Origin of the sequence: Methyloprofundus sedimenti (assembly GCF_002072955.1) — a bacterium.
Classification (GTDB): Bacteria; Pseudomonadota; Gammaproteobacteria; order Methylococcales; family Methylomonadaceae; genus Methyloprofundus; species Methyloprofundus sedimenti.
Genome location: NZ_LPUF01000001.1, coordinates 2,829,624 through 2,853,798 on the forward strand (window position 1 = coordinate 2,829,624; position 24,175 = coordinate 2,853,798).

The window sequence follows — 24,175 nt, forward strand, 5'->3', positions numbered from 1 at the left end:
CTACTCCTATTTTAACGATAAAATATCACTGTATTTATACTGAAAGACACCTTAACACGGCATTCAACGATGCACTGACAATATCATTATGACTGGCAATACCCGTGTGCAAAACGCCATTATCCTTTAACTGAATATAACAAACCGCCTGTGCATCTGTGCCTGTCGATAAGGCATGTTCATCATAATTCACGATGGATATGCTCCTGCCAAAATAAATTTGCAAGGCATTAATAAATGCAGCTAATGCCCCCATTCCCACTCCAGAAATACTTATATCACCTGTCGGTGTAGCAAGCCGAGCCTCTAATATATCCTGTTGTTCGCGCTGGATATTAAAACTCAACAAACGATAGCCATTATTCTGATCTAGATAACGAGTTTTATACAAACCCACTAATTCCACTGGCGAAATTTCACCGCCTTTTTTCTCTGCGCTACGCTGCACAATTTGGCTAAATTCACTTTGTAACCAGCGCGGTAAATGCACACCTAAAAATCGTTCCAATACATACGCAACCCCGCCTTTTCCCGATTGACTATTAATGCGCACCACTTCCTGATAATTGCGTCCAATATCAGTGGGGTTAATCGGTAAATAAGCTACATTCCAAAGCTCATCTGGCTGAGTCATAGCTAAGCATTTTTTAATGGCATCTTGATGACTGCCAGAAAAAGCACTAAACACAAGATCACCAGCATACGGATGTCTTGGGTGTAGCGTGATTTGATTCAATTCGCTAACGGTTTCAACGATCGTATTCATCGCAGAAAAGTCCAATTCAGGATCAATGCCCTGACTGTATAGATTCATGGCCATCACTAATAAATCCGCATTACCAGTACGCTCCCCGTTACCTAGCAAAGTACCCTCTACTCGTTGCGCACCCGCTAATAGTGCCATTTCTGCCGCCGCAATTGCGCAACCGCGATCATTATGGGTATGCACACTTAAAATCACGCCCTCCCGGTTGTTAATATGCTGACTAAACCATTCAATACGATCAGCATAAACATTAGGCGTCGTATTTTCGACTGTGGAAGGTAGATTAAAAATAACCGGTTTTATAACAGTCGGTTGCCAAACTTCACCTACCGCATTACAGATAGCTAATGCGAATTCAGGTTCTGTCGCAGTGAAACTTTCGGGTGAATATTCAAAACACCAGCGTGTTTCTGTTTGTTCCATGGCACAGCGTTGCATAATCTTTGCGCCATTAACGGCCAAGTCGATCACTTCAGCATTGGTCCTATTAAACACACGTTCGCGCTGAATTTTGGAGGTGGAATTGTATAAATGCACAATCGCCTGCTTTGCACCTCGCAATGCTTCAAAACTACGCTCTATCAGTGCTTCACGCGCAGGTGTTAATACCGAAATAGTTACGTCATCAGGTATCAATCTTTGCTCGATCAATAAGCGTACAAAATCAAAATCTGCTTGTGAAGCAGACGGAAAACCGACCACAATTTCTTTAAAGCCGATGCTAAGCAATAACTTAAAAAATACTGTTTTTTGCTCAACTGACAAAGGGTTAATTAAGGCCTGATTACCATCACGCAAATCTTCACTACACCAGCGCGGGACTTTTGTTATTCTTTGATCAGGCCATTGTCTTTGCGCCATTTCAAAAGCGGGAAAAGCCTGATATTTTCGGTAATCGAACGACGTTTGTGGAGAAATATTCATAACGATATGCTCACATTAAGCTAATGATTAAGGTCAGGCATAGTATAGAAAAAAAACACGAGTGAATGATTGCTAATGTTTTTATAAAAACAAGTTAATTAGCAATAATTATCTATAAATAAAGATTAAATACTATAATTATTCTAATTTATTAAAAATAGTGACCATATCTACAAAAATGAAACTAGATCGTACAGACAAACACATTCTTAATGAAATGCAGCATAATGCCCGTATTTCCAATCTGGAACTGGCTGATAAAATTGGCCTTTCGCCCTCACCCTGCTCAAGGCGTGTTAAACAACTAGAAGACGCCGGCTTTATCGACAGGCATGTCACTTTATTAAATCCAGATAAATTAGGGTTAAAGCTGATGGCAATGGTGCAAGTGAGTATGGATAGGCATACGCCAGAACGATTCGACAATTTTGAAGCGCATATCACAACATGGCCTGAAGTACTGGAATGTTATCTCATTACCGGACAAATGGCGGATTATTTACTTAAAGTGATCGTGCAGGATATGGATGAATATCAGAAATTTCTACTGGGTAAATTAACCCGTATTGATGGTGTAAGCGGTGTACAGTCAAGCTTTGTGCTGCGCAAGGCCGTGGATAAAACAGTGCTGCCTTTGTAGCATTTATATTAATCATTATTTCTTTGATTTTATAATTCAAAGCAGAGAAGCTAGCAAGAACCTTTAAAATCACTTAAAAACGTAAAGGGTCAAAAAACGTAGAGAAACGTCGAGGGTCTACTATAGAGTTATGGAGAGAAATGACAAGTGAGTAATAGATATGATGTTTATAGGAAAAGTTATCTATATATTTATATCTGCAAGTGCAAGCCGAATTTTTTTCGATTATTCAACAATCTGAAATTCTCTCCAAAGCAAGTGGTGGACATCTTGCCAGGGGTGTAAAATTGAACCTGGTGGGGGTGTGGCTCACGGGGTCCGTCGTACTTTAGGGTAACGGCTCGAACTTGAAATGCCGCCCCCGCCACTTGCGCCGTCCGAGACGTCTTTATTGGGATGGTGCCGAGTGATTTCATGTGGCTTTTTTTGAGGTCATTTGTGGCTCTACTAAGTAGACGAGACGCAGGATGGTGTTGTATCCACTGTTAACGTTGACCTATGGAGACCGTCATGAACATTCATAATTTAGCCCATTTACAAGTTGCAGTTGATATCGGTAGTCACGAGCATTATGTGGCTATTGGCCTTTCTGAGGGAGGGATTCTGGACGAATTTTCGATTACGCATACACCAGCAGGGTTTCAGTATTTTTTTAGCCGTATTGAGCTGCAAGAGCATTTATACAACCGACCTGTAGACGTTGCTATGGAAGGTTACAATGGCTGGGCTCGACCATTGGATAGCCAGATTCAGAGCCACGGCTATCAGCTTTACAACGTCAACAACCTCAAGCTCGCCCGGTTTAAAGAGATCTTTCCCGCACCCGCAAAATCTGATTTGGTTGATACTCACAAAATGCTTGAGTTGTTTCAACTTCAGGATCATTTGCCGCTCGCTAAAGGTGTTCTGCAGGCAGTGCTACCGGTACCCGATGCCAATCGTCGGTTAAAGCGTCTGACACGGCGGCGACGTCAGTTGATCAATGAAAAGGTTGCTCTGCAAAACCGTATACAGCCTGACCTGCAAGCCACCTGCCCGACGCTTTTGGATATGACAGGAAGTATTGATAATCTATGGTTTCTGCACTTTCTAACTTGTCGCGATGATTTGACAAAATTAATGCGACTACAAACCAAAAGCCTGCTTGCCATTCAAGGGGTTGGCCGGAAATATCTCAACCTCATTCTTGACTGGCAGAAACAGGCAGAATTTTCTAATGAAATCGAAGAAGTCGGCCCGATGATCCAAGAGGATGCACGCCGCTTGTTAGCCTTGATGGCATCAATTAAAACCATGGATGCAAAAATCGACTCACAGATTCAAAAGTCTGCATATGCTCAGCACATTGATTCGATTCCTGGCTTTGGTTTGGTCTGTAGTGCCGAATTGGCGGGTGAAATCGGTACTTTAGACCGCTTTCCGAAACAGAGTAGCTTTTCAATCTATATCGGCATGGCACCTCTGGACAACCAATCTGGAGGCTACCAAGGAACTAAATCACCTAAACACGTCAATACCCGAGCTCGTAAAGCGATGATGACCGCAGTTTGTCGTCACATGGCTTATGTGCCTGAATCTCGCGCTTACTATGATAAAAAACGTTCCGAAGGAAAGACGCACAACAAAGCCGTTCGGGCATTGGGGCGACATATATCACGAGTCATCTGGTCTATGTTGCGTCATGACAGAGATTACATTGAACTTGCGAGTATCAATGAAAAAGCGGCTTAACAGTTAATGTGAGGTGCGCACTTATGCTGACGTGTATGATAATGAGGGTAAGGCATAATTGCCTAAATAATAATTAGAGATACACCAGTATCCTGTTCTATCTTTTACTCAAATTTTTGTTGAGAGGCGGATAATTGCGTCAAATTTATGAGTTGATTTAGAAAATTAACTTGCAAATTCCAGAGGGATGTTCAGGTCTTTGATTTTTGAAAAAAAGACAGAAAACTAAGATACCTAAGCTTCAGGGTATACCATTCTTTTTAAAAAATCATGGCTCTTCCCGACTTCGCGGGGTAGTCACTATATGTAGTATATTGCTATTTGATTATTTAGGTGCAGGCTGGGTATGATAGCCATCTTTTTAGACGGCAAACTTTAAATAAATGAACCCGATATTGTTACAAATTCCTTTGGATTTACCCGATGTGCAAATAGAGGCATTTGATACTGAGTCTAAAAAAGGAATTATTATTAAAGTCCAAAGTACATGCAAAGGCACAACTTGTCGGCAATGCCATCAGCCTATCGATAAGTTTTATGGCTATGGCAAAGAAATTACGTTACGCCATTTACCGATCTTTGAACAGTCCGTCTGGATTAAGATCAAACCGAAGCGTTACCAATGCCCTTATTGTGATCAAGGCCCGACAACCACTCAGCGCTGTAGTTGGTATGATCAAAAAAGCCCACATACTAAAGCCTATGAACAGTGGATATTGCGCGACCTAATCAATAGCACAATAACCGACATCAGTATCAAACGTGGCATTAATGAAGCGGCTGTTGAAGGCATTATTAATCGTTATATTCGTCAAGAAGTGGATTGGGAGACAATAAAAAGCCTGCCATTACTTGGACTTGATGAGATTGCGTTAAAAAAAGGACATAAAGATTTTGTTGTTATCATTTCAGGGATCAATGAAGGCGGAGAAAAATGCATTTTGGCCGTATTGCCAAATCGCAAAAAGGAAACAGTAAAAATATTTCTACAAAGCATTCCCGTGGAAATTAAAAGAACAATACAACGTGCCTGCGTTGATATGTATGACGGCTACAGTAATGCAGTGTATGAGGAACTTCATGGCGTTGAGGTTGTGGTTGATCGATTCCATGTGACCAAAAGCTATCGAGCCTGTGCAGACAACGCAAGAATAAAAGAGATGAAAACACTGAAAAAGACGCTTTCTAGTGAGGATTATGCCCAACTGAAAGGCGTGATGTGGTTATTCCGAAAATCACTCTGGGACTTGAATGAAGAGCAACAAATTAAATTAATACAACTCTTTAATTATGCGCCAGAGCTTAAGCAAATTTATATTTATCGGGAAGCATTGACGGGTATTTTTAACCGACCTTTAAGTAAAAGTCAGGCAGAAGCTGAGCTAAATTCATGGGTCGAGCAGGTTAGAAATCTGAAGTTGGACTGTTTCAACTCATTTATAGTGACCTTACAAAACTGGCAGCATGAAATCACTAATTATTTTCTTCGCCGTGAAACCAGTGGTTTTGTAGAAGGACTGAATAACAAAATTAAGGTGATCAAAAGACGTTGCTATGGCATTTATGATATAGGGCGTTTATTTCAGCATATTTGGCTTGATGTCGAAGGCCGACGTTTATTCGGATATGCTTAACACTATATGTTGTGGTCACCCCGCGAAATCGGGAAGAGCCAAAATCATAGATATAAGACCTGATCTCGTTTCTCTTTAAAGGGCTCTGCCCCCCGCCCCGTAAATATCAGTATGTTAAAAACATCGTCATTCCCGAAGTCTTATATCGGGAATCTATGCTTAACCTACTAGATTCCTGCTAGAAACATGCAGGAATGACGAATTATAGCTGAGAGTTGTGGGTAATCAGGAAGTTTTATATATTTTTACTTAGATACAATTCAACCATTCTTTTTACCTTTGGCAAACGGAATTAAACCAGGCACTGCTTCCTTATACTTTAAGTATTCATCACCATGGTTTTTTATAAGATCACGCTCTTCAAACTTAACGCCGATAAGAATATAGGTAGTAAATATGGCTGCAAGACACAAATGACTCAGCGTCATATATGGGGTCACCCAAAAAAACATCATAAATCCAAACATAAGCGGGTGGCGTAGATGCTTGTAAAAACCTCTAAGTTGGAATGTCATTTTTTTAGGCTCAGTTCCTTTAAAATAATGCCAAACCTGCTCAAGTCCCAATAACTCAAAGTGATTGATCATAAAACTTGATAAACAGACCACAGCCCAGCCAAGAATCGAAATAGCGATTAAAATATTCGCTACCATTGCATTTTGTACATCCCATATAACGCCGTCTATGGGCTGCCACTGCCAGATCATAACCCAAATTATAATATCGGTAACTAAAACAAAAGTGCTACGTTCAAGAGCTTTGGGAATGTATTTTGTTATCCATTGTTTAAAAGCCGGACGCGCCATAATAGTGTGCTGAACTGCAAAAATTGCGACTATCAGACAATTAATGAAAATCGATATGCCAACAGAACTTGTTGGAACAGAATCAACCGATTTTGGAACGGGGAAATACCCCAAAAAACCTATCATATACACCATCCAGGACATGAACAAAGTATATGCAATTACACCGTATATAAAACCTAGTAGTTTCATTTTTATTCTCCTTTATTTACATTTATTATTATAAGAAGGCTAACGAATCGCTTCTTTTTCTTAAAAAATCACTCATAAATCTTCCCTGCTAAATACCTAATAACCTGGTCAGAAATTTTCACTCTTTTACCTAGATCAACACACCTGACGACCCCCACTTTTAGATATTTGTTTTGCATTTAAACATGGCGTTCTCCTTTTTATGCCACTTTATGCTCTATTCCAGGAACCCCATGCATACTCTGCAAATTCATCATCCAGCGGAATACCAATGACGTTATTGGCGAAGTTGCTAAATGTTTTGACGCAAATACCTAGAATGACTTCAATAACATGCGCAGGTGTATAGCCAACATCAAGGAATTTTTGCACTTCATTATCAGAAACCATGCCTTTGTTACGGACCAATAAACGCGTGAATTGATTGAGTGCTTCCAGTTTTGTGTCGGCGATAGGCTGGTTACTGCGTAGTGCATTTATAATCTCAGGTGATACATTCTGCATTTCAGCAAATGCAGTGTGACCTGCTACACAATAGTTACATTGATTTTCCGCACTTACCACAATTTGTATGATTTCACGCGAAGTTGGATTAAAGGCTGATTCTGCAAACTGTTCATTAAGCTCTATAAAAGATTTTAATGCGGGAGCCGATTCCGCTATCACTGCGAATACGTTCGGCACAAAGCCTAAATTATTGTCTATATCTGCCAATAAATTATTTGCAGGATATTTTGCGTTGTCTGAATTATAAATTTTGAATGCTTTCATGGGACACCTCTTTTAGCTGTTAATTGACGTAGAATAAATATTGCTACGATGTAAAAATTATAGAGATGAGAGCATTTAAAATATACTCTAAACAATGTAGTATTTAACTACACAAACTGTAGTAACTAACTACACTTTTTTAAGACTAACCAAGGCGTTATTATTTATGGAATACGGTCAGTTTTGTCCAATAGCCAAAGCCACAGAAATCATAGGTGAAAAATGGACTTTGCTAATTATTCGTGAATTATTGATGGGAGGTTCCCGCTTTAATGAATTACAACGAGGTTTAAGTCTAATTTCGCCAACTATTCTTTCAAAACGCTTAGAGACCTTATCCGAACAAGGCCTGGTGTTGAAAAAAAAGATTCCCGACCAAAAAGGTTTTGAATATTTTCCCACCGAATCCTGTCGGCAATTATTACCTATTATCCGCTCACTTGGCGACTGGGGTATGTGCTGGGCACGATCAAATCTAACAGAAAAAGACTATGATGTAGAACTATTGATGCTGTATTTAAAGCGCAGTATTGTTCCTGACAATCTCATCGGTGATGAAACAGTCATCCGTTTTATGTTTACAGATATAGAAAAATACCGCAATTGGTGGTTAGTAGTTATAAACGATGAAATTGATTTGTGTGTAAAAGACCCTGGGAAGAATATTGATATTTACTTTACCTCTACCGTTAAAACGATGGCAGATATATGGATGGGTGATTACACTTATAAAAAAGCAATTAAAGAAGGTTCTTTGAAATTGGTTGGCGATAAAATTATGAAAAATAGCATCACAGCCTGGATGAGTAATAGCATATTTACTGACATTCCACCTGCAAGTGAAATCTAGACTATGAGCCGCTGCTCATCCAAATTAATGGAGTTATTAGTCGACCTTTTCTGCAGCAAAAATTATGTACGATAGCTGGTTTGAGGAAATTATAAGCTATAAATCCTTCCATGATTATTAGACCATTACTGAGCCAAGTAGTTATAAGCTCATAATGTAGCTAGCAGCCGTTTCTCCTTCAACATTAAAGCCATACTTTTCATATAAACGTTTTGCCTCAGTATTAATTTTAAAGACTTCTAAAGCAATACTTTTGGATTGCTCTTTAGCAGAGGCAATAAGTGATTCCAGTAATTTCGTTCCAATGCCATTTCTTTGCTGGTCAGGATGAATAGCTATCATCCGTAGGTATAGCTGTTCATCCTTAATTTCAATATGGGAATAAGCGACGAGTTCACTTTCTTTATAAACTAAGGTTATTCCTTCTGGATTAAAGTGTGTAGAAAAATCGTTTGTTTGCCAGTCTTCATTCCAGCCCCATATGTGAGAAATGTAATCACTCATAACCACGCGATACAATTCAAAAATGGCTTGTTTTTCTAATGTGGATGCTTGTCTGTATAGGTAGGTCATGATGATTCTGGTTGTAAGATGAATTGACAAATTTTACACCTGTGATTTTATAGAAATATAATTTTTCTGACTCTCAACTCTCTCAAACCAAGCGTTAATCCTTTTATACCCAGATAAATCAAACTTACCTTCTTCGGCTACATGTGTATAAGCATACAAGGCAATATCAGCGATGCTGTATTGATTGGTAACAAAATAATCATGGTTTTGTAAATGCTGCTCCATCACATCTAGCGCCGCATAGCCCTGCGATATTTTTGCTTTCAGGGCTTCTTTATATTCATCTTCCTCATTTAAAATAGAAATCCAATAACGCGCTGTGGCGATATTGGGCTCATGACTGAATTGCTCAAAAAACATCCATTGTAAAACCTGCGCTTGTTCATAATTACCTTTAGGAATGAAATCCGTATGCGCGGCCAGATACCATAAAATGGCATTGGATTCGGCTAGATATTTTCCATCATGACACAATACAGGTGTGCGCCCATTCGGATTGATTTTAAGAAATTCAGGCGTACGTGATTCTTTGTTTAAAATATCAACATTGATTCTTTCATAAGAGATACCCAATTGATTCAGCAATAGACGAATTTTATAGCAATTGCCCGAGGGTGAAAAATCGTAAAGTGTGTACATGTTTAGGTTTCCTTATGGATAAATAACGCGTGTTTTTTTATTCAGAAAAACCAGCACATTTAGGCGCAGCTATGCCGGATTCATACCATGAGGCTTTATCTGCCCAAAAAATATTATGATTGGGCTTGATATTGGGTGCATGATCCAGTGAATCAGCGGGAATAACCAACGCGTTGGCTTGTTTGTTAAGATAAGGCATTCCCGAGCCACAGTGAGTACAGAACACTTTGGTGAATATTCTTTCACCTGGGTAATCAAAGCGTTTTAGCCATTCAAAACCAGAAATCCAATTTACTTCTGCGGACTTGGTCAAAATATTTGATGCAAATGCAGAACCCGTAATTTTCCGGCATTGCTCACAATGACAAAAATAAAAAGCATCAATATGCGTTGCAACTGTGTATTTCACTTTACCGCAAAGACAACTTCCCGAAAATACGCTAGTTTCCATTAGTTTTTCCTTATTTTATGACAGTCACACACGCTCAAAGGGTAAATAACTGTTTTATTGACAACGCTTGATTAAACCTCTTCACTTTTATGTCTAAGAGTATGTGCATTGTCTTCCCAGTTTTGCCCATCAAATTTAATAATACGCATCGACTTTGCTGGAGTGTCAAGGCAACGCACGTTGATATCAATACCGTCTGGATTGGAACGAGGCGTGTAAAATGCCTTAATCCCACACACTTTACAAAATGTATGTTTCGCAATCCCAGTATTAAATGTATAGGTTTCAAGGTGCTCGCCTCCAGATAATAAATTAAATTTATTCAAGGGGACAATTAAATGCAGAAACCCAGATTTTGCACAAATAGAGCAATTACACTCGTCAACCTCAATATCTTCGGGGGCTTCAACTTCAAATTTTACAGCACCGCAATGACAACTACCTTTGTAATTCATCTTATTTTCCTTTTAATATATCGCTTATAGCATTCCCCGAGGGATATACATTTTTGCACTTAACAATAACTAGGGTAAGGGAGTCAGGGGGCCAGGGTAAACTTAAAATTTCTGTTATATTAGCTTTATTTAATCACTTTAGGCAGACTAAATGGCGAGGTTATGCCACCAGCAAGCTTTGCTTTATACGGCCCTTCCCATAATGAACCTGTACGATGATATTGATGATTGAACATAACAACGCCCTAATGACTGCATCACTTTGCTGATGCTATTTTCTGCATGCGGCGTGATTAACAAGTGAATATGGTTTGTCATCAACATATAGGCATGTAAATCACACGCGTATTTTTGGCAGGCTGCTTTCAGGATACTCAGATAATACTGATAATCTTCATCTGCAACAAACACAGCTGCTCGATTATTGCCTCGCTGAATAACAAGCTGAGGCTGACCGGGTATGACAAATCGAGAAAGACGAGCCATAATTTAAAAAACCTAAATTTAAATAATTTAAATAATTTGAAGAATTAAAGAAACCGGTTCTTACCCGGTAAGGTTTTTATTCTCTATCTGACCAATAATCTGGTAAGCGATGTAAATGAGAAACAGCCACAATTAGGATTTCTTCTTTGTTCCATATACTGATAAATAATGCCATAGGGAAACCTATGAACCAAGCACCTACGAGAATATCTACCTATCTCTTTGTATAAAAAAGGGAAATTCTGAATTCTTGCTTTAGAGAGCTCAACTTCAGTTAAAAAACGAAAACCTAAGCCGTTCTGCACGGATTCATAATATTCAAAAGCATCATCTAGCTCTGTTGCTGCTATTTTAAGAAAAGTTACTTTCACCTTTTATAATACTTAGCAAAGACCTCCTCGCTAGGTATAGCTTCAATTTCACCTTTATTGTATGCCTCAACACGGGAACCTGCCTCTTTTGCCCAAACAGCATCAATTTTTGAGTCTGGACTATCAAGACTAAAAAGTAGTTTCTCCGCAACAATTGCACGCTCTGTTGCACTTAGCTCAAGAGCTTGGTCTAAAATCGTATTTGCTGTATTTATCATAATATTTAATCCTCTAAAAAAAATTTAGAGCATATTTCAATTTTTTTTATAATTTGTTGATTTCCTATCGCCACCTTTTGATTTTGGACTCGCTTGTCGTCCCGTTAATTTTTCGATCTGCTCTCTGAATTTATCATTACCAAACACCCATGCTTTATTAGTCGCCTCGCGAATTTCATCAAGCTCTTGTTCACTGGGATGATGTTTAAATAACGCCCGGTAATGAGTGTATCGTTCTTCATGATCCTTTCCGAGTACCTGATAAGCATTATGTGCCACCAGCATCTTATCTTCTTTACCCAATGCATTTGCATGATAGCTTGACCAGGGATAATCTTCCGGTTGATATACCATACCTGCTCGTACTGAACGTACAGGGTCCAAACGTACGGGGTTAGGTCTTTGACTTATGAAAAAAGACTGAAAACTAAGATACCTAAGCTTCAGGGTATACCATTTTTAAAAAAATCATAGACATAAGACATGATCCCGTCTATTTTTAAAGGGCTCTGACCCCTTTCCATGCCACCGTAAGCATGCAAACAAGGCAGATCCTGAGCGAGACAGGTTAAAATCCAAGGTTATTGCGTTACATGAAGCGAGCCGCAGTTCAGCGGGGAGTCGTACCCTTTCTGCTCAATTAAAACAGCAAGGTGAATCTGTTGGACGCTTCAAAACACGGAGTTTAATGCAAGAAGCGGAGCTGACAAGTAAACAGCCAGGCGCACATCGTTACAAGGTGGCTGAAAAGCCATCAAACATAGCGGATAACCACTTAAACCGTGAATTTTCTACCGAACTGGCTAATCAAGTTTGGTGTGGTGATGTCACCTATATTTGGTCGGGTACAGGCTGGATATATTTAGCATTGGTGATTGATTTAAATGCGCGCCGTATCGTGGGGTGGGCTTGCTCAACTAGTCCTGACTCAGTATTGACTACACGAGCGTTAAAATTAGCTTATGCGGCTAGAGGAGAGCCCAAGAACTTGATGTTTCATTCTGATCAGGGGTGCCATTACACCAGTAAGGTATTCCAGCAGCAATTGTCGGAATATGAGATCAAGCAAAGCATGAGTCGGCGTGGTAACTGTTGGGATAATGCACCGATGGAGCGTTGTTTTAGAAGCTTTAAATCTGAATGGATGCCTAAGACTTTTTATTCATCTCGCGAATTCAAGCAATTAATGCAACACCCTGTGATTTATTTATATCAACCCCCGTTATTTGGCAAAATACTTCCCATGGAGTTCTGTAATTTAACCCTTTTCTTGGACGATGATTAAGTGCTGTAATGGCACTATCAACCTCATCTTGAGTTACCTTATCCAAAGGTTCTTTTTTAGGGAAGTATTGCCTTAATAAGCCATTGTGGTTTTCATTTAAACCTCGTTGCCACGAATGATACGGTTTGGCAAAATAAGTGCCGCAGTCAAGTGTTTTTGCAATGGCTTCATGCCCACAAAACTCACGTCCATTATCAAAGGTAATCGTGTGAACCCAACGTTTAAAAGGCTCAAGAGCATTGATAATCGCCTCTTTCGTTAATTCAGATTCTTTACGCTCAATTGAGATGGCGAAGTTGAGCTTTGAGACCCGTTCAGTCAGCGTCACCAATACGCCTTTATGTCCTTTACCGATAACAGTATCTGCTTCCCAATCACCTAAACGCGTTTTATCATCAACCACTTGTGGTCGCTCATCAATATCAACACGGCTGGGTATCGTTCCGCGATAATCATTTTTTCCATATCGCTTACGATAAGGTTTGGCTTGATGCCTCAAATAAGTATACAAATCGCCACCGGCTGCTTTGTTAGCTAAAATATAACGGTAAATAGTCTCATGACTGACGGAGTCCTTACCTTGTTGTTTTAAGCGTCCTGAAATACAGTCAGGGCTCCATTTCTCTTTGATTAAAGGCGTTATTATCTGTTGTAACTCAGCCGTCATCTTGATGTTTTTGGGCTTATCAATATGGCGTTGTTTAGCTATTCTCTCAGCTTGCTTGTAACGATAACCACACTGACCTGTATTACGCGTAATTTCACGTCCAATAGTCGATTTATGACGCCCCAATGTGATGGCTATTTGATTCTTAGAAACGCCTTGTTTTAGTTGCGTATAAATGTAAAATCTTTCCTCTTGGGTTAGATGGTTAAACGTGTTCATTGAGCACCTCTTTTTAGTTTCAGGTTTTAGTCGACGGAAACTATACCATCTAACCCTTTAAAGAGGTGTTGCAGTTATTATATGAATTCGGGTCTTATGAACAGGCAGAGAAAGATATTATGCAATACATCAAGTATTACAATAGTTTCCGTGTACATAGTTATAACAATTATTTAACCCCAATCCAAGCGGAGAAAGAAGCCGCTTAAAAAACCGATCGTTATGTACGAATTTACTTGACCACTACAAATGCCCCCTTTGGTTTCTTTGGTTTCTTTGGTTTCTTTGGTTTCTTTGGTTTCTTTGGTTTCTTTGGTTTCTTTGGTTTTTACCTTTGGTTTTGTTCGTTAGATATTTTTGGCAATAAGTCTAATGGAATCATACTTATACGTCTTAGATGAAAACATAGATTTAAGTAAAAGCTTCCAAGCTCGCAATTTGAAGTTCGGTTTAGAATTTACGTCTGCACTGCATGTTTTAAAGGAATGCCATATTTCTTCCTCGTTTTTCAACCATGAATTAGAAAACTGCCGACAAAACCCACGATATTTCGTTGAAATCACATTGAAGCCATGCTTCGAAAGAATTGAATTGAGACTAGAGTTTGTAAAGAAATTCAAATGCCGAGGAATATCAGACCATGGCCATGCAGCTTTATAGTCTTTAAAACCATGAGACATACAGTTGGGTGTTTCAACAATAAAAACACCATTAGTTTTCAAAATACTTTTAACATTGGAAATTGCGGTATTTACGTCGAGACAATGCTCAAGAACATGGGACATAAGAACGACATCGTATTTGCTATTTAAGATGACTTTAGGCAATTCTTCAGCTGTTCCGTCAAAAACATTCAAACCAGCTTTCTTTGAGGCTTTCCTAGCTTCTGGATCAGGCTCTACTCCAGTTGCAGAAAATCCTTTCTCAATAAACTTCAGTAAATTACCACCACTTCCACAGCCTATTTCTAATATTGTGAGAGAATCTCCTTGTAACAAAGACATAGCATCATGTGGCATTAAGTCTTCTCCCCTGTCAATACGCCAAGACACATGTGTGCGTAATTTATCAAAAAACGACACTTTTTCTTCAAGTTTACCAACATTTATTGCGCTATCCTGATGTGTGTAATAGCTATCAAGTTCGTAAAAACTTGATACTTTTTCCTTTGTCGGTCGTTCCCAAACCTGTCCGTAGTCACATACGTCACACCAATAAACTTCATATAATTCAGATTTAATTGGCTTTCTATAATCACAAGGTGCTGAAAACAATATATATGTTTGATGACCACAAATCGGACATCCTTCCAAGTTATTTTTAACTTCCATACTTTCTCCTAATGACATCTAATGCCGAGTTGAGGCGCCAGTTTGCCCTATAATCAGCCTGGCGGGATGTATTATCGGGCAAACTGGTCGCCTCGAACGGTTTGTTATCGGCTCCCGGAGCTTGCGTAGGGTGGTGTTGACTGGCATGATAGTCAGCTAGCTGGTGAAAGTCCAGCCTTTGCCCTGTGAGAAGGGAAAAAGTAGGCGAAAGAAACGTACAGGGTTAGGTCTTTGATTTATGAAAAAAAGACTAAAAATTAAGATACCTAAGCTTCAGGGTATACCATTCTTTTTAAAAATCATAGAGATAAGACCTGATCCCGTCTCAAAGGGCTCTGACCCTGAAGTACTGACCCTGAAGTATCATTAAGGTAAAAATTGTAAGAACATGAGGAAAAGACCAATTGTAAAAATAAAACAAATAATAACAGCTAACAACATAAATCTTGTAAGTGCTTTAAGTTCTGGAAAATCTTTAAGCCCTATAGCATGAGCACTTTTTGTCACTTTCCGCGCATTATATTGAATAGCCTTATCACTTTTAAAGAAAAGAACAACAATAAATAAATTTGGTATCATAGCTAATAATAGACCATAAGCTAATTGTGGGCTTTCACCTATATTTTTAATACAATATGATGCAAGTGCGGATGCAAAAGTTATAGTCACAAAAACTAAGTTCCGAGCAAAATTCCAATTAAATTTATACAACTCTGTAAAATATTCTAGCTTTTTCCAACCATCCTCATCCATTTTATTATCCTTTTTTCAGCCTTATTCGTAATTAATTGTAAAGCATAACAGTATTATTCTCAGGGCGCTTCGCTGACGCACATTCACCCAGAAATTACATGATATTCACCGACAAATCAGGCACATCTGCCTGCTGTTCAATTTATCCTGATAATTGATACTAACCGCTTAATCGGATATTCGAATAAATTAACGTCCAACATAGTTCTTTTCAATTACCACGTCAACTCAAGTTTTACACTACAAAATAACCCGGTCCTTTTTCAGTAATCCGCAGGCGAAGCATTCAACAAAATTACTTCAATTTCTTCGGTGATTTCCTCTTGCCGGTATATCTGACTCTTTTTGTGTAATTTTTCGGTGGCTTCATCCAGATGCCTGACGGCATTATCCAGATGTTGTAAGCGTTGATTGTTTTCTGCCGCCAACGAAGTATATAAAATATCCTGTAGAGCGCTAAGCACATACTGATCAACCAGTTCGAGCAAAAACTGCGACGGTTGTAGATTTAACAATGGCTCATTTTTATACTCTGAACTTCGCTTAATATCCTTAAACGGCGGTAATAATGTTTTCAGCGTTATATTCAAATGTTCATCCTGATGAAATAACACCGATAAGTTGAATAACTCGTATTGATTATGCAGCTGGCTGATAGCATCGCTCACGCTGTTTAATACCTGACTAATTTCATCACTGCTATTTGCGCCGGATAGCTCTGTAAAGGCGATATTGGTGTTTTGCAATCGAGCACATAATCGGCTCCCCACGGCAATAACACTATCAGCTGATGCTTGTGTCAGTTGTTCAATCAAGCTTTCATTAAGATTACCGCAAAATCCTCGTTCGGAACCGATAATAATCACGATTAATGGCGTACTGATTTTTAGCTCTGGCAAACCCGGATAAAACTGTAGAAAATCTGCTGCGACGGTTTCAATATGCTGTACGACCAGGCTTTGTGCCTGACGCAGTCTAATCAGTTTATGCATATCCATAAACGCCATATTTTTCAGCGAATGCAGGATGCTGCGAATTTCCGTCAGGTGCGCAATATGCTGTTGCAGTGCGCGACTTTGGCTCATGCTGCGTTTGCTTGTTTATCAGACAGGACATTAATCAGCAATTGTCGCCATTCCTGTAAGTCGCTGTTTAATGCTAAAGGCGATTCTTTTACTGTCTGTTTTAAGCGTACCAACTCGCCAGCTATTTGAGCCGGTTGCAAAGTATCAAGTAAGCCGTCGTTATAGGCAATCAGCCAGGCGAGTTGAAATTCACTGCTTTCCGGCGCTAACCGATCCTGTTTTAACAGTTCGCGTAGCAAACGGCCGCGTTTGATCCGCGCTTCCATTGATGCTTCCAGTTTTTGCCCGAAACGGGAAAAGCTTTCCAGTTCCAGAAACTGCAAATATTCCAGTTTGATTTTGCCCGCTTGATCACGAATTGCCGGGTGCTGGGTTTTACCGCCTATTCGGGACACCGACTTACTAATGTCTATAGCTGGCCGAAAGCCGGAAGCAAACAAGTCGCTATCCAGATAAATCTGTCCGTCGGTAATGGAAATCAGATTAGTTGGAATATAGGCGGCTATTTCGCCCTGTTTAGTCTCGACAATAGGCAATGCGGTCATGCTGCCACCACCATGATCGGCATTCAATCGGGTCGAACGTTCAAGTAATCGGGAATGCACGAAAAATATATCCCCCGGATAAGCTTCGCGGCCCGGAGGGCGGCGTAATAATAAGGATAATTCACGATAAGTGCGTGCATGCGTTGCCAGATCATCATAAACAATCAACGTATCACGGCCTTGTTGCATCCAGTATTCGGCCAACGCACAACCGGCAAATGGGGCGATATATTGCAGACCCGGCAAAGCGGTTGCTTCGGCAACCACACAAACGGTGTAATCCAGTGCATCATGCTGGCGTAGCAGCTCGATAGTATTGACGATAGCCGAGCGTTTTTGACCAATCAATACATAGATGCAAAAGACATTTTTACCTTTCTGATTGATCACGGTATCTATCGCCAAAGCACTGCGCCCCGTGCCTTCATCACCGACCAGTAACTGCCTCTGGCCTTTTCCAATCGGAATCAGCGTATCAATAATTTTAATGCCGGTGTACAGTGGTTCACGGACAAATTCGCGCGCGATAATCGGCGGCGAGGCTTGCTCCAGATTACCACGTACGACATAAGCGGGCTTATTTTGTCCATCCAACGGCGCACCTAGCGGATCTATGACTCGGCCTAAAAAGGTATCGCCAACCGGTACACTCAATGCATTCCGGGCAAGATGAACCAAAGTGCCTGCGGTGAGTGCTTCAGTTTGATAGAACAAAATGGCACCAATCAGTTCGCGGTTAAGATCGAAAACCATTGCGCGACTGCCATCGGCAAACATCAGCATATCTTCAATAGCCGCCGACGGCAGCCCCTTGATCCAGGTAATACCATCGCCCACAGACACTACTATACCCTGCTCTTTAACGTGTAATCTGGGCTGATAGCGATTTAGCCATGCATGCTGTTTTTTTAATAACGCACTGTCAGCATATAAACCCGCGTCAGAAATCATCAGCAAACTCCGCAAAACCGCTTAATTCATACTGCAGATTGGCATGCAATACCCAGGCATCTTTATCAATTTTGAGTCCGGCAATAAGTGCCGGATCCAGGCTGTATTGAAACTTTAAGGGTTTATCGATTAATGCAGTAAACTTACTTTCCAGTTGCTGTACCTGTCTTTCACTGAGCGGATAAACGCTGCTAACATGAATAGTCAGTGTGGCGTCGTTTTCCGTGGTTTGCAAAATTGATTGGCAGGCTTTTGGAAGTTGCTTTAACTGGCTCAGCAAGACGTCAAACAGACGCGATTCCAATTCCGGCCCGGCCGTTTGTTGCAGTAATAAGGTCGCAAAACGCGCACCATTTTGCAGCGCTAAAGTTTGCTGATGGCGCTGTAATTCCTGTTGTTGCCGTTGCAAGGCCGCCTGATTTTTACTGCGCTCCTGCTCCAGTTCTTTGTGTAATATTAATAAATGATGCTGCCGTTCTGTTTCCATTTGCTGATGCAATTGGGTCATGGCACTTTGCTTTTCCAGATTCCATTCCTGTAAACGATTGCCGTAACTTTTCTTCAGTTCTTCGGCTTCCTGACGCATTTTTGCAGCTTCGGCTAAAGATTGATCAATATGCTCTTTGCGTTGGGCAATAATATTACGCACAGGCTTGTAAAACAAACGCTGTAGTATCCAGACCAGAATCAGAAAATTGATGATTTCCAGTGAAAAAGTGGACAGATTAAATTCCATCGTGAGCCGTCCTGATTAATGAATGATATAAGCGAGCAAGGGGTTTTTAAACAACACGATCAAGATAATGACCAAACAATAAATCGCCAGTGACTCAATCATCGCCAGACCAATAAACAGCGTACGCATAATTGAGCGCTCTGACTCAGGCTGTCGAGCTAATGCCTCCAGCGCACTGCTAATAGCTTTGCCCATTGCCAGGGCAGGCCCTAATACACCAATAGCAATGCCAATGACAGCGGCAACAGTTGAACCTAATACTATCAAGGTAATTTCGTTCATCATTATTCCTCTGAATTGATTTGTTGGGATTGCATTGCGCTGGCCAGATAAATTAAGGCCAACATGCCGAAAATATAGGCCTGTACTAAAGCTTCAATAATGTGCAGCATTAAAATAGGAATCGGCGCCAGAAAACCAGCCACTAAGACAATCAGCATCGCTGCCATTTCCAGACTCATGACATTGCCGAACAAACGAATGGCCAGCGCCAGTGTGCGTGTGAATTCACTGATAATATGAAATGGCAATAGCATCGGTGTTGGCTGTAGATAATGATGCAGATATTTTTTTAAGCCCTGAGTACGAATACCAAACCAGTGCACTGAGAGAAACACCAGTATCGCTAGTGCTGAAGTCACCGATAAATCAGCCGTTGGTGAGTGCAGTCCGGGGATCAGTCCCACCATATTGGCAATAATAAGAAACACCCAAAAAGTTGAAATAAACGGCATAATGATCCGCCCATGCTTTGGTGTAACTTCTAAAACCGCCTGTTCCATCGCTTCGAAAATTCCTTCGATCACGGTTTGCATGCCACTGGGCAACATCTGCATATGCCTGGTTGCCAGCCAGACCAGGCTGATAATAAACAGCATCACGCACCAGGTTGAAATGATCGAGGCATGAATCGTTAGCGCCCCCAGCATAAGAGAATAACCTTCATCCATACACTTAATCCTGTTCTTTGATTAATAGATAAACATTTATTGCGCCAATAAACACACCTAATATCAATAAGTTCAGCGTCCAGCTCATCGAATAACCCGTCGCCAGGCTATCCAGCCAGGCACCCAGATAAGCGCCACCCACAATGGGTAATACCATTACCAGACCGAGTGTTCCCAGATACAGTGTTTGTGCCAGAATACTCGACTGTTCTCTATGCGCCTTTTTTATGCGCTTGACCTGATGATCAACCTGCCTTTGTAAGCGTTGCTTTTTATTCATATTACACGCCCTGTATGAATGCCATCATGTTTTAATATTAGGGTATGCTGACGTACGTTTTTAACATGATGCATTTTGTACCTCAGCAGCATCCTATTGCATTTTTACTCTGGTTTTCACTAAGTAAGGGGGGAATATTACATACTATTGTTGCGTTGTAACTTCCACAATCTGCTTAGCATGGATTGTTCCATTTTCTGCAGGCTACTGCGCGTCATAATCAATGTTTCTTCTTCAGCCAGCAATTGCTGTTGCAGCTGCCCACTGATGCGCTCAAAATCGTTATCGATTAAAAAATGCTGCGTGCTTATGCTTAACTCGTTATTATTAAAATAGAGTACACCGCCCGGCAATGCCAGATACTGCCATTCTTCGCTTTGCAAACGATAACGAAACAGACCAAAGGTCAGTGTAGTCATAAACCGTGCATGATGTGCCTGCAAACCAAAACTGCCATTGTTATCTTCACCCACAAAAGAAATCACATGGTCAATGCGTTGTTGTTGCGTGGCATCGTATAGTTGCAGACTAAAGGTGTTCACACTTCGTCCTGCATACTGCCGCGCATATAACACTGTTGCTCGGATATAGCATCGTATTTACCCTGTAAGAAGGCTTCACAATCCGTCAAGGTTTGTTCCAGCGGCACTGACACACCCGTATGTTGGCCATTTTGTTCCAGTACTTTAAAGGGTTGAGTTAGATAACGCTGTAGTTTGCGCGCACGCATTACAATCTGACGATCAGTTTCCGATAGTTCCTCTATACCTAACATAGCGATAATATCCTCCAGCTCGTGATAACGCGCTAAATGCTCGCGCACGCTTTCGGCAACCGAATAATGTCGTTCACCCAGTGCGTGCTTATCCATAAGTTTACTACTGGAACGCAAAGGGTCAACTGCGGGATAAATACCTTTACTGGCCTGATCTCTGGATAAAATAACAATGGTATCCAGGTGACTGAGAATCGCACTAACTGCGGGGTCTGTCATGTCATCAGCGGGCACATAGACGGCCTGTACCGAGGTGATATTACCACTGTGCGTTGATGAAATACGGTCTTCAAGCTCGGCGACTTCGGTGCTTAAAGTAGGTTGATAACCGACAGTCGCGGGCATACGCCCCAACAAACTGGAAATTTCACTACCCGCCTGGACAAAACGAAACACATTGTCCACTACGAACAATACCTCTTTTTGCAAGCTATCACGTAAATATTCGGCATAGGTCAATGCGGCTAAGCCAACGCGGAAACGTACGCCGGGGGATTCATCCATTTGCCCGAAAACCATCAAGGTATCCTGCATCACGCCGGCCTGCTGCATTTCCTGCCATAGTTCGTGGGCTTCGCGTATACGCTCGCCCACGCCAGCAAACACGGAAACCCCCTTGTGAATAGCGGAAACAGCATGGATAAATTCCATCACCAGTACCGTCTTACCTACTCCGGCGCCACCAAATAAACCGGTTTTACCCCCTTTAACAAAAGGACACAATAAATCGATTACTTTGATACCGGTTTCCAAAATCCCACTGATACCGGTAGTTTCATACAGAGGAACGGGTTTAGCATGAATATTACGGAATTCCTGTTGTGGTAATTCTGACAGTCCGTCCAGGGGTTCACCAAAAATGTTCAACAACCGTCCCAGATATTGCTTATCCACCGGTACATGCAATGGTGCACCTGTATCATAAACGGGCATACCTCTGCTTAGACCCGCTGTACCGTGTAAAGTAATAGCACGGACATAACGCTGATCCAGGTGCTGATGCACTTCAAACAAAAAGGTACTGTGATCAAAACTGGCACATAAGGCCTGACGCAAGGGTGGTAATGTTTTGCAATCAATGGTTACCACAGGCCCATGGACTTCCGCAATCACGCCGATAGCGATTTGTTCGCTGTTAATGGGTCTGCGCATTAGACTAATCTCCTGCTGGAATTATTCTAAACGACGCATAAAAAAGAAACCCGCTAAAGCTCCCCAAACAAGCATAAGCAGATCATGAATTATCATTTCAAAGCTAAAATTATCAATATTCCGAATGTAATCAAAAATATCATCAGACACCAGAAAAACGAGAATAATATACAGAGCAATTTTTATTTCTAATTTTTGTTCATACCACACCCATATGCCTAGAATGGCGAAACCGGAAAAAAAACGTACCAGGTTATGGGTTATCATTTCTAAGCTAAAACTATCTACATGGAATGCAATATCCACAAAGTAAAAGACAATAAGACCTATAAATAAAACGGCGTAAAGTGATTTCATCGTGTTTTAAACTCTCTTTTATATTAATCAAACTTCAAATGATGCTTCAGCACCCGGTAACGTAAGTTTTTCCGCGTCGACTCTAACATTGCTGCAATTGCAGTCACGTTATAACCGGACAATTGCAATACTTTTTGTAAAAAAATAGCCGCTATAAGTAAAAGATAATCCAAAAGTTGTACAACCCTCTAATTATTTTTATTTTAAAAAAATGGAGGGTTGGGTCAATAATCCGAAATGTGCTTGCAGTACAGGAAAGGTAAGAATTTATCAGGCATGTTCAGGAATGAGAATTGAATAATCCTTGTTCCTTAGCCCTTAGAGTCACTGGTTGAAGCGTTAACTATGGTATGTAACTGTCAAATATCGAGAGGAAATATCGGAGCAAAAGCTTCCTCTGCGTGCAGAAGCTAATTATCTCCTGCTCGATTTGGCAGTTTCAAACCCGACTCTTAATGAATTCCCATTAAAATCTTTACCATTAAGCCCGGCAATAGCAGCGCGCGCCTCATGCCCTTCCATTCCGATAAAACCAAAGCCTTTGCACTGGTCAGTAAAGATGTCTGTTATTAGTTTTGATGAACGCACAGTACCAAATTGAGCGAATAAGTTCAGTAAGTCGTTTTCGGTTGTGCTCGCAGGTAAATTACCAACAAATAGTTTTTTTAGATTTTTCAATTTAACTCTCTTTTTAAATATACAGGGTTGTTATATTGTGCCAGAACTCATCCCGGCTCAATATTTTATGGGTCTGCTAGTACTTCCGTCTAATTAATTTAGGTTTTCTGTAGCTTAGAATTTATACATACATTCTGCCAAAGCACTTATTTTCGTGACGAATAGTAATAACAAACAGCTTTAATCTTATTTCTTTTTACTTCTAACTCTACTCAACTACCCTTCTTTTATCCAATACTGTGGCATGCTGTTCAATATACTCTCGAATTAAACGGCGAATAACTTGTGATGAAGTCATGTCCTGATTTGCACAAATCTGTTCAAAAGCTCTTTTTTTATCTGGATCTATTAATAATGTTACGCGAGTGGTATTGGCTGCCATAGTGAATCAAGTTAATTAATATAGATTAGCATTCAATACTAACATGATTAGCATCAAATGTTAATCATGTTAACATTAAGAGCGATAATAATTTAAGTATTTCAAAAGCCTGGTCACTTTTATTGTTGAACTTGCTGGATTTGCATATGAGAATAATGAATTTGTCACTCTATTTTGGATGCAATCATTTTGGCAGAGGTATAAATTCATTCGTTGAAAATCAGGGAAACGTAGCCTAAGTGAAGTAATGACCCTTAGTCCCTGGAGGCGATAGAAGTCGCGAAATTTCCTGAGGTAGCATGGCGCTATCCTGCGGACAAACCAAACCGGGTGTTGTAGCAAAAAGCCGCCATATTAAGGAACTCTCTTCAGACACTTGACACCTGGATCAAATCGTCCAGACATGAGGGAGCATAATTTAACCAGAATATCTGCTGCTCCTTAACACTTTATATTATCAGTAGTAAATGCAGTGGCAGGCACACAACGATCATGGTCCCCTATTTTTGATGCAAAGACTGA

At 40.5% G+C, this 24,175-nt stretch carries 29 protein-coding genes and 1 pseudogene; 6 read left to right on the forward strand and 24 right to left on the reverse strand.

Annotated features, from left to right (window positions below; genetic code table 11):
- Nucleotides 1-34: 34 nt before the first annotated feature.
- Nucleotides 35-1,690, reverse strand: a complete 1,656-nt coding sequence (gene leuA / locus AU255_RS12490) for a 2-isopropylmalate synthase (protein ID WP_080523165.1) — start codon at nucleotides 1,688-1,690, stop codon at nucleotides 35-37.
- Between the two features lie 178 nt (nucleotides 1,691-1,868).
- On the opposite strand from leuA, the gene AU255_RS12495 reads away from it, so the two are divergent.
- The 3 genes from AU255_RS12495 (at nucleotide 1,869) to AU255_RS12505 (ending at nucleotide 5,695) form a co-directional block, all read left to right on the forward strand.
- Nucleotides 1,869-2,330: an Lrp/AsnC family transcriptional regulator gene (locus AU255_RS12495; protein WP_080523166.1), complete on the forward strand. Its 462-nt coding sequence runs from the start codon at nucleotides 1,869-1,871 to the stop codon at nucleotides 2,328-2,330.
- Between the two features lie 510 nt (nucleotides 2,331-2,840).
- Nucleotides 2,841-4,061, forward strand: a complete 1,221-nt coding sequence (locus tag AU255_RS12500; RefSeq protein ID WP_080523167.1) for an IS110 family RNA-guided transposase — start codon at nucleotides 2,841-2,843, stop codon at nucleotides 4,059-4,061.
- A gap of 383 nt (nucleotides 4,062-4,444) precedes the next feature.
- Nucleotides 4,445-5,695 carry an ISL3 family transposase gene (locus AU255_RS12505; protein ID WP_080522378.1) on the forward strand — a complete coding sequence of 417 codons (1,251 nt, stop codon included), beginning with the start codon at nucleotides 4,445-4,447 and terminating at the stop codon, nucleotides 5,693-5,695.
- Between the two features lie 260 nt (nucleotides 5,696-5,955).
- On the opposite strand, the gene mddA is transcribed toward AU255_RS12505, so the two are convergent.
- A complete protein-coding gene (gene mddA / locus AU255_RS12510; protein WP_080523168.1) occupies nucleotides 5,956-6,693 on the reverse strand; it encodes a methanethiol S-methyltransferase in 738 nt (245 codons plus the stop codon).
- Between the two features lie 210 nt (nucleotides 6,694-6,903).
- Nucleotides 6,904-7,464, reverse strand: coding sequence for a carboxymuconolactone decarboxylase family protein (locus tag AU255_RS12515; protein ID WP_080523169.1), 561 nt, complete (start codon nucleotides 7,462-7,464; stop codon nucleotides 6,904-6,906).
- Nucleotides 7,465-7,630: 166 nt separating this feature from the next.
- On the opposite strand from AU255_RS12515, the gene AU255_RS12520 reads away from it, so the two are divergent.
- Nucleotides 7,631-8,314: a winged helix-turn-helix transcriptional regulator gene (locus tag AU255_RS12520; RefSeq protein WP_080523170.1), complete on the forward strand. Its 684-nt coding sequence runs from the start codon at nucleotides 7,631-7,633 to the stop codon at nucleotides 8,312-8,314.
- A gap of 141 nt (nucleotides 8,315-8,455) precedes the next feature.
- Here AU255_RS12520 and AU255_RS12525 read toward each other — a convergent pair whose 3' ends face one another.
- The 7 genes from AU255_RS12525 to AU255_RS12560 all read right to left on the reverse strand — a co-directional run bounded on the left by AU255_RS12525 (nucleotide 8,456) and on the right by AU255_RS12560 (nucleotide 11,861).
- Nucleotides 8,456-8,887, reverse strand: coding sequence for a GNAT family N-acetyltransferase (locus tag AU255_RS12525; RefSeq protein WP_080523171.1), 432 nt, complete (start codon nucleotides 8,885-8,887; stop codon nucleotides 8,456-8,458).
- Nucleotides 8,888-8,920: 33 nt separating this feature from the next.
- Complete coding sequence (locus AU255_RS12530; RefSeq protein WP_080523172.1) at nucleotides 8,921-9,526, reverse strand: glutathione S-transferase family protein; 606 nt, start codon at nucleotides 9,524-9,526, stop codon at nucleotides 8,921-8,923.
- Between the two features lie 37 nt (nucleotides 9,527-9,563).
- Nucleotides 9,564-9,977, reverse strand: coding sequence for a GFA family protein (locus tag AU255_RS12535; protein ID WP_080523173.1), 414 nt, complete (start codon nucleotides 9,975-9,977; stop codon nucleotides 9,564-9,566).
- A 71-nt stretch (nucleotides 9,978-10,048) separates the two neighbouring features.
- On the reverse strand, nucleotides 10,049-10,432 hold the full coding sequence (locus tag AU255_RS12540; RefSeq protein ID WP_080523174.1) for a GFA family protein: 384 nt from the start codon (nucleotides 10,430-10,432) through the stop codon (nucleotides 10,049-10,051).
- A 183-nt stretch (nucleotides 10,433-10,615) separates the two neighbouring features.
- Nucleotides 10,616-10,918: a transposase gene (locus AU255_RS12545; RefSeq protein ID WP_080523175.1), complete on the reverse strand. Its 303-nt coding sequence runs from the start codon at nucleotides 10,916-10,918 to the stop codon at nucleotides 10,616-10,618.
- A gap of 367 nt (nucleotides 10,919-11,285) precedes the next feature.
- Nucleotides 11,286-11,507, reverse strand: coding sequence for an addiction module protein (locus AU255_RS12555; RefSeq protein WP_080523176.1), 222 nt, complete (start codon nucleotides 11,505-11,507; stop codon nucleotides 11,286-11,288).
- 36 nt (nucleotides 11,508-11,543) lie between these two features.
- Nucleotides 11,544-11,861 (reverse strand): hypothetical protein, encoded by a 318-nt coding sequence (locus AU255_RS12560; RefSeq protein ID WP_080523177.1) that lies wholly within the window; start codon nucleotides 11,859-11,861, stop codon nucleotides 11,544-11,546.
- A gap of 214 nt (nucleotides 11,862-12,075) precedes the next feature.
- On the opposite strand from AU255_RS12560, the pseudogene AU255_RS12565 reads away from it, so the two are divergent.
- A pseudogene (locus tag AU255_RS12565) lies at nucleotides 12,076-12,792 on the forward strand (IS3 family transposase); the annotation flags it as partial.
- Here the strand turns inward: AU255_RS12565 and AU255_RS12570 are convergent.
- On the reverse strand, nucleotides 12,683-13,678 hold the full coding sequence (locus AU255_RS12570; RefSeq protein WP_143735847.1) for an IS30 family transposase: 996 nt from the start codon (nucleotides 13,676-13,678) through the stop codon (nucleotides 12,683-12,685). The pseudogene AU255_RS12565 and the gene AU255_RS12570 overlap by 110 nt on opposite strands.
- A 65-nt stretch (nucleotides 13,679-13,743) precedes the next feature.
- On the opposite strand from AU255_RS12570, the gene AU255_RS21430 reads away from it, so the two are divergent.
- On the forward strand, nucleotides 13,744-13,887 hold the full coding sequence (locus AU255_RS21430) for an IS3 family transposase (protein WP_080523178.1): 144 nt from the start codon (nucleotides 13,744-13,746) through the stop codon (nucleotides 13,885-13,887).
- Nucleotides 13,888-14,025: 138 nt separating this feature from the next.
- Here AU255_RS21430 and AU255_RS12585 read toward each other — a convergent pair whose 3' ends face one another.
- From AU255_RS12585 to AU255_RS12645, 13 genes are all read right to left on the reverse strand, one after another.
- Nucleotides 14,026-15,009, reverse strand: coding sequence for a class I SAM-dependent methyltransferase (locus AU255_RS12585; RefSeq protein ID WP_158083116.1), 984 nt, complete (start codon nucleotides 15,007-15,009; stop codon nucleotides 14,026-14,028).
- A 366-nt stretch (nucleotides 15,010-15,375) separates the two neighbouring features.
- The gene (locus AU255_RS12590; RefSeq protein ID WP_080523180.1) at nucleotides 15,376-15,762 is read right to left on the reverse strand and encodes a hypothetical protein; all 387 of its coding nucleotides are present in this window, start codon (nucleotides 15,760-15,762) and stop codon (nucleotides 15,376-15,378) included.
- 263 nt (nucleotides 15,763-16,025) lie between these two features.
- Nucleotides 16,026-16,847, reverse strand: a complete 822-nt coding sequence (locus tag AU255_RS12595; RefSeq protein WP_080523181.1) for a F0F1 ATP synthase subunit gamma — start codon at nucleotides 16,845-16,847, stop codon at nucleotides 16,026-16,028.
- Entirely contained in the window at nucleotides 16,844-18,343 is a 1,500-nt protein-coding gene (locus AU255_RS12600; RefSeq protein ID WP_080523182.1) for a F0F1 ATP synthase subunit alpha, read from the reverse strand. The genes AU255_RS12595 and AU255_RS12600 overlap by 4 nt, the downstream gene beginning before the upstream one ends.
- Nucleotides 18,333-19,079: a F0F1 ATP synthase subunit delta gene (locus AU255_RS12605; RefSeq protein WP_080523183.1), complete on the reverse strand. Its 747-nt coding sequence runs from the start codon at nucleotides 19,077-19,079 to the stop codon at nucleotides 18,333-18,335. The genes AU255_RS12600 and AU255_RS12605 overlap by 11 nt, the downstream gene beginning before the upstream one ends.
- A gap of 15 nt (nucleotides 19,080-19,094) precedes the next feature.
- Nucleotides 19,095-19,361: an ATP synthase F0 subunit C gene (gene atpE / locus AU255_RS12610; protein ID WP_080523184.1), complete on the reverse strand. Its 267-nt coding sequence runs from the start codon at nucleotides 19,359-19,361 to the stop codon at nucleotides 19,095-19,097.
- A gap of 2 nt (nucleotides 19,362-19,363) precedes the next feature.
- Nucleotides 19,364-20,029: a F0F1 ATP synthase subunit A gene (locus AU255_RS12615; RefSeq protein ID WP_080523185.1), complete on the reverse strand. Its 666-nt coding sequence runs from the start codon at nucleotides 20,027-20,029 to the stop codon at nucleotides 19,364-19,366.
- A gap of 4 nt (nucleotides 20,030-20,033) precedes the next feature.
- The gene (locus tag AU255_RS12620; protein ID WP_080523186.1) at nucleotides 20,034-20,309 is read right to left on the reverse strand and encodes an AtpZ/AtpI family protein; all 276 of its coding nucleotides are present in this window, start codon (nucleotides 20,307-20,309) and stop codon (nucleotides 20,034-20,036) included.
- Nucleotides 20,310-20,446: 137 nt separating this feature from the next.
- On the reverse strand, nucleotides 20,447-20,851 hold the full coding sequence (locus AU255_RS12625; protein ID WP_080523187.1) for a F0F1 ATP synthase subunit epsilon: 405 nt from the start codon (nucleotides 20,849-20,851) through the stop codon (nucleotides 20,447-20,449).
- Nucleotides 20,848-22,236: a F0F1 ATP synthase subunit beta gene (gene atpD, locus AU255_RS12630; RefSeq protein ID WP_080523188.1), complete on the reverse strand. Its 1,389-nt coding sequence runs from the start codon at nucleotides 22,234-22,236 to the stop codon at nucleotides 20,848-20,850. The genes AU255_RS12625 and atpD overlap by 4 nt, the downstream gene beginning before the upstream one ends.
- Nucleotides 22,237-22,257: 21 nt before the next feature.
- The gene (locus tag AU255_RS12635; protein WP_080523189.1) at nucleotides 22,258-22,593 is read right to left on the reverse strand and encodes a hypothetical protein; all 336 of its coding nucleotides are present in this window, start codon (nucleotides 22,591-22,593) and stop codon (nucleotides 22,258-22,260) included.
- A 414-nt stretch (nucleotides 22,594-23,007) separates the two neighbouring features.
- The gene (locus tag AU255_RS12640; RefSeq protein WP_080523190.1) at nucleotides 23,008-23,271 is read right to left on the reverse strand and encodes an RNA recognition motif domain-containing protein; all 264 of its coding nucleotides are present in this window, start codon (nucleotides 23,269-23,271) and stop codon (nucleotides 23,008-23,010) included.
- Between the two features lie 208 nt (nucleotides 23,272-23,479).
- Nucleotides 23,480-23,653, reverse strand: a complete 174-nt coding sequence (locus AU255_RS12645) for a ribbon-helix-helix protein, CopG family (protein WP_080523191.1) — start codon at nucleotides 23,651-23,653, stop codon at nucleotides 23,480-23,482.
- Nucleotides 23,654-24,175 lie beyond the last annotated feature (522 nt).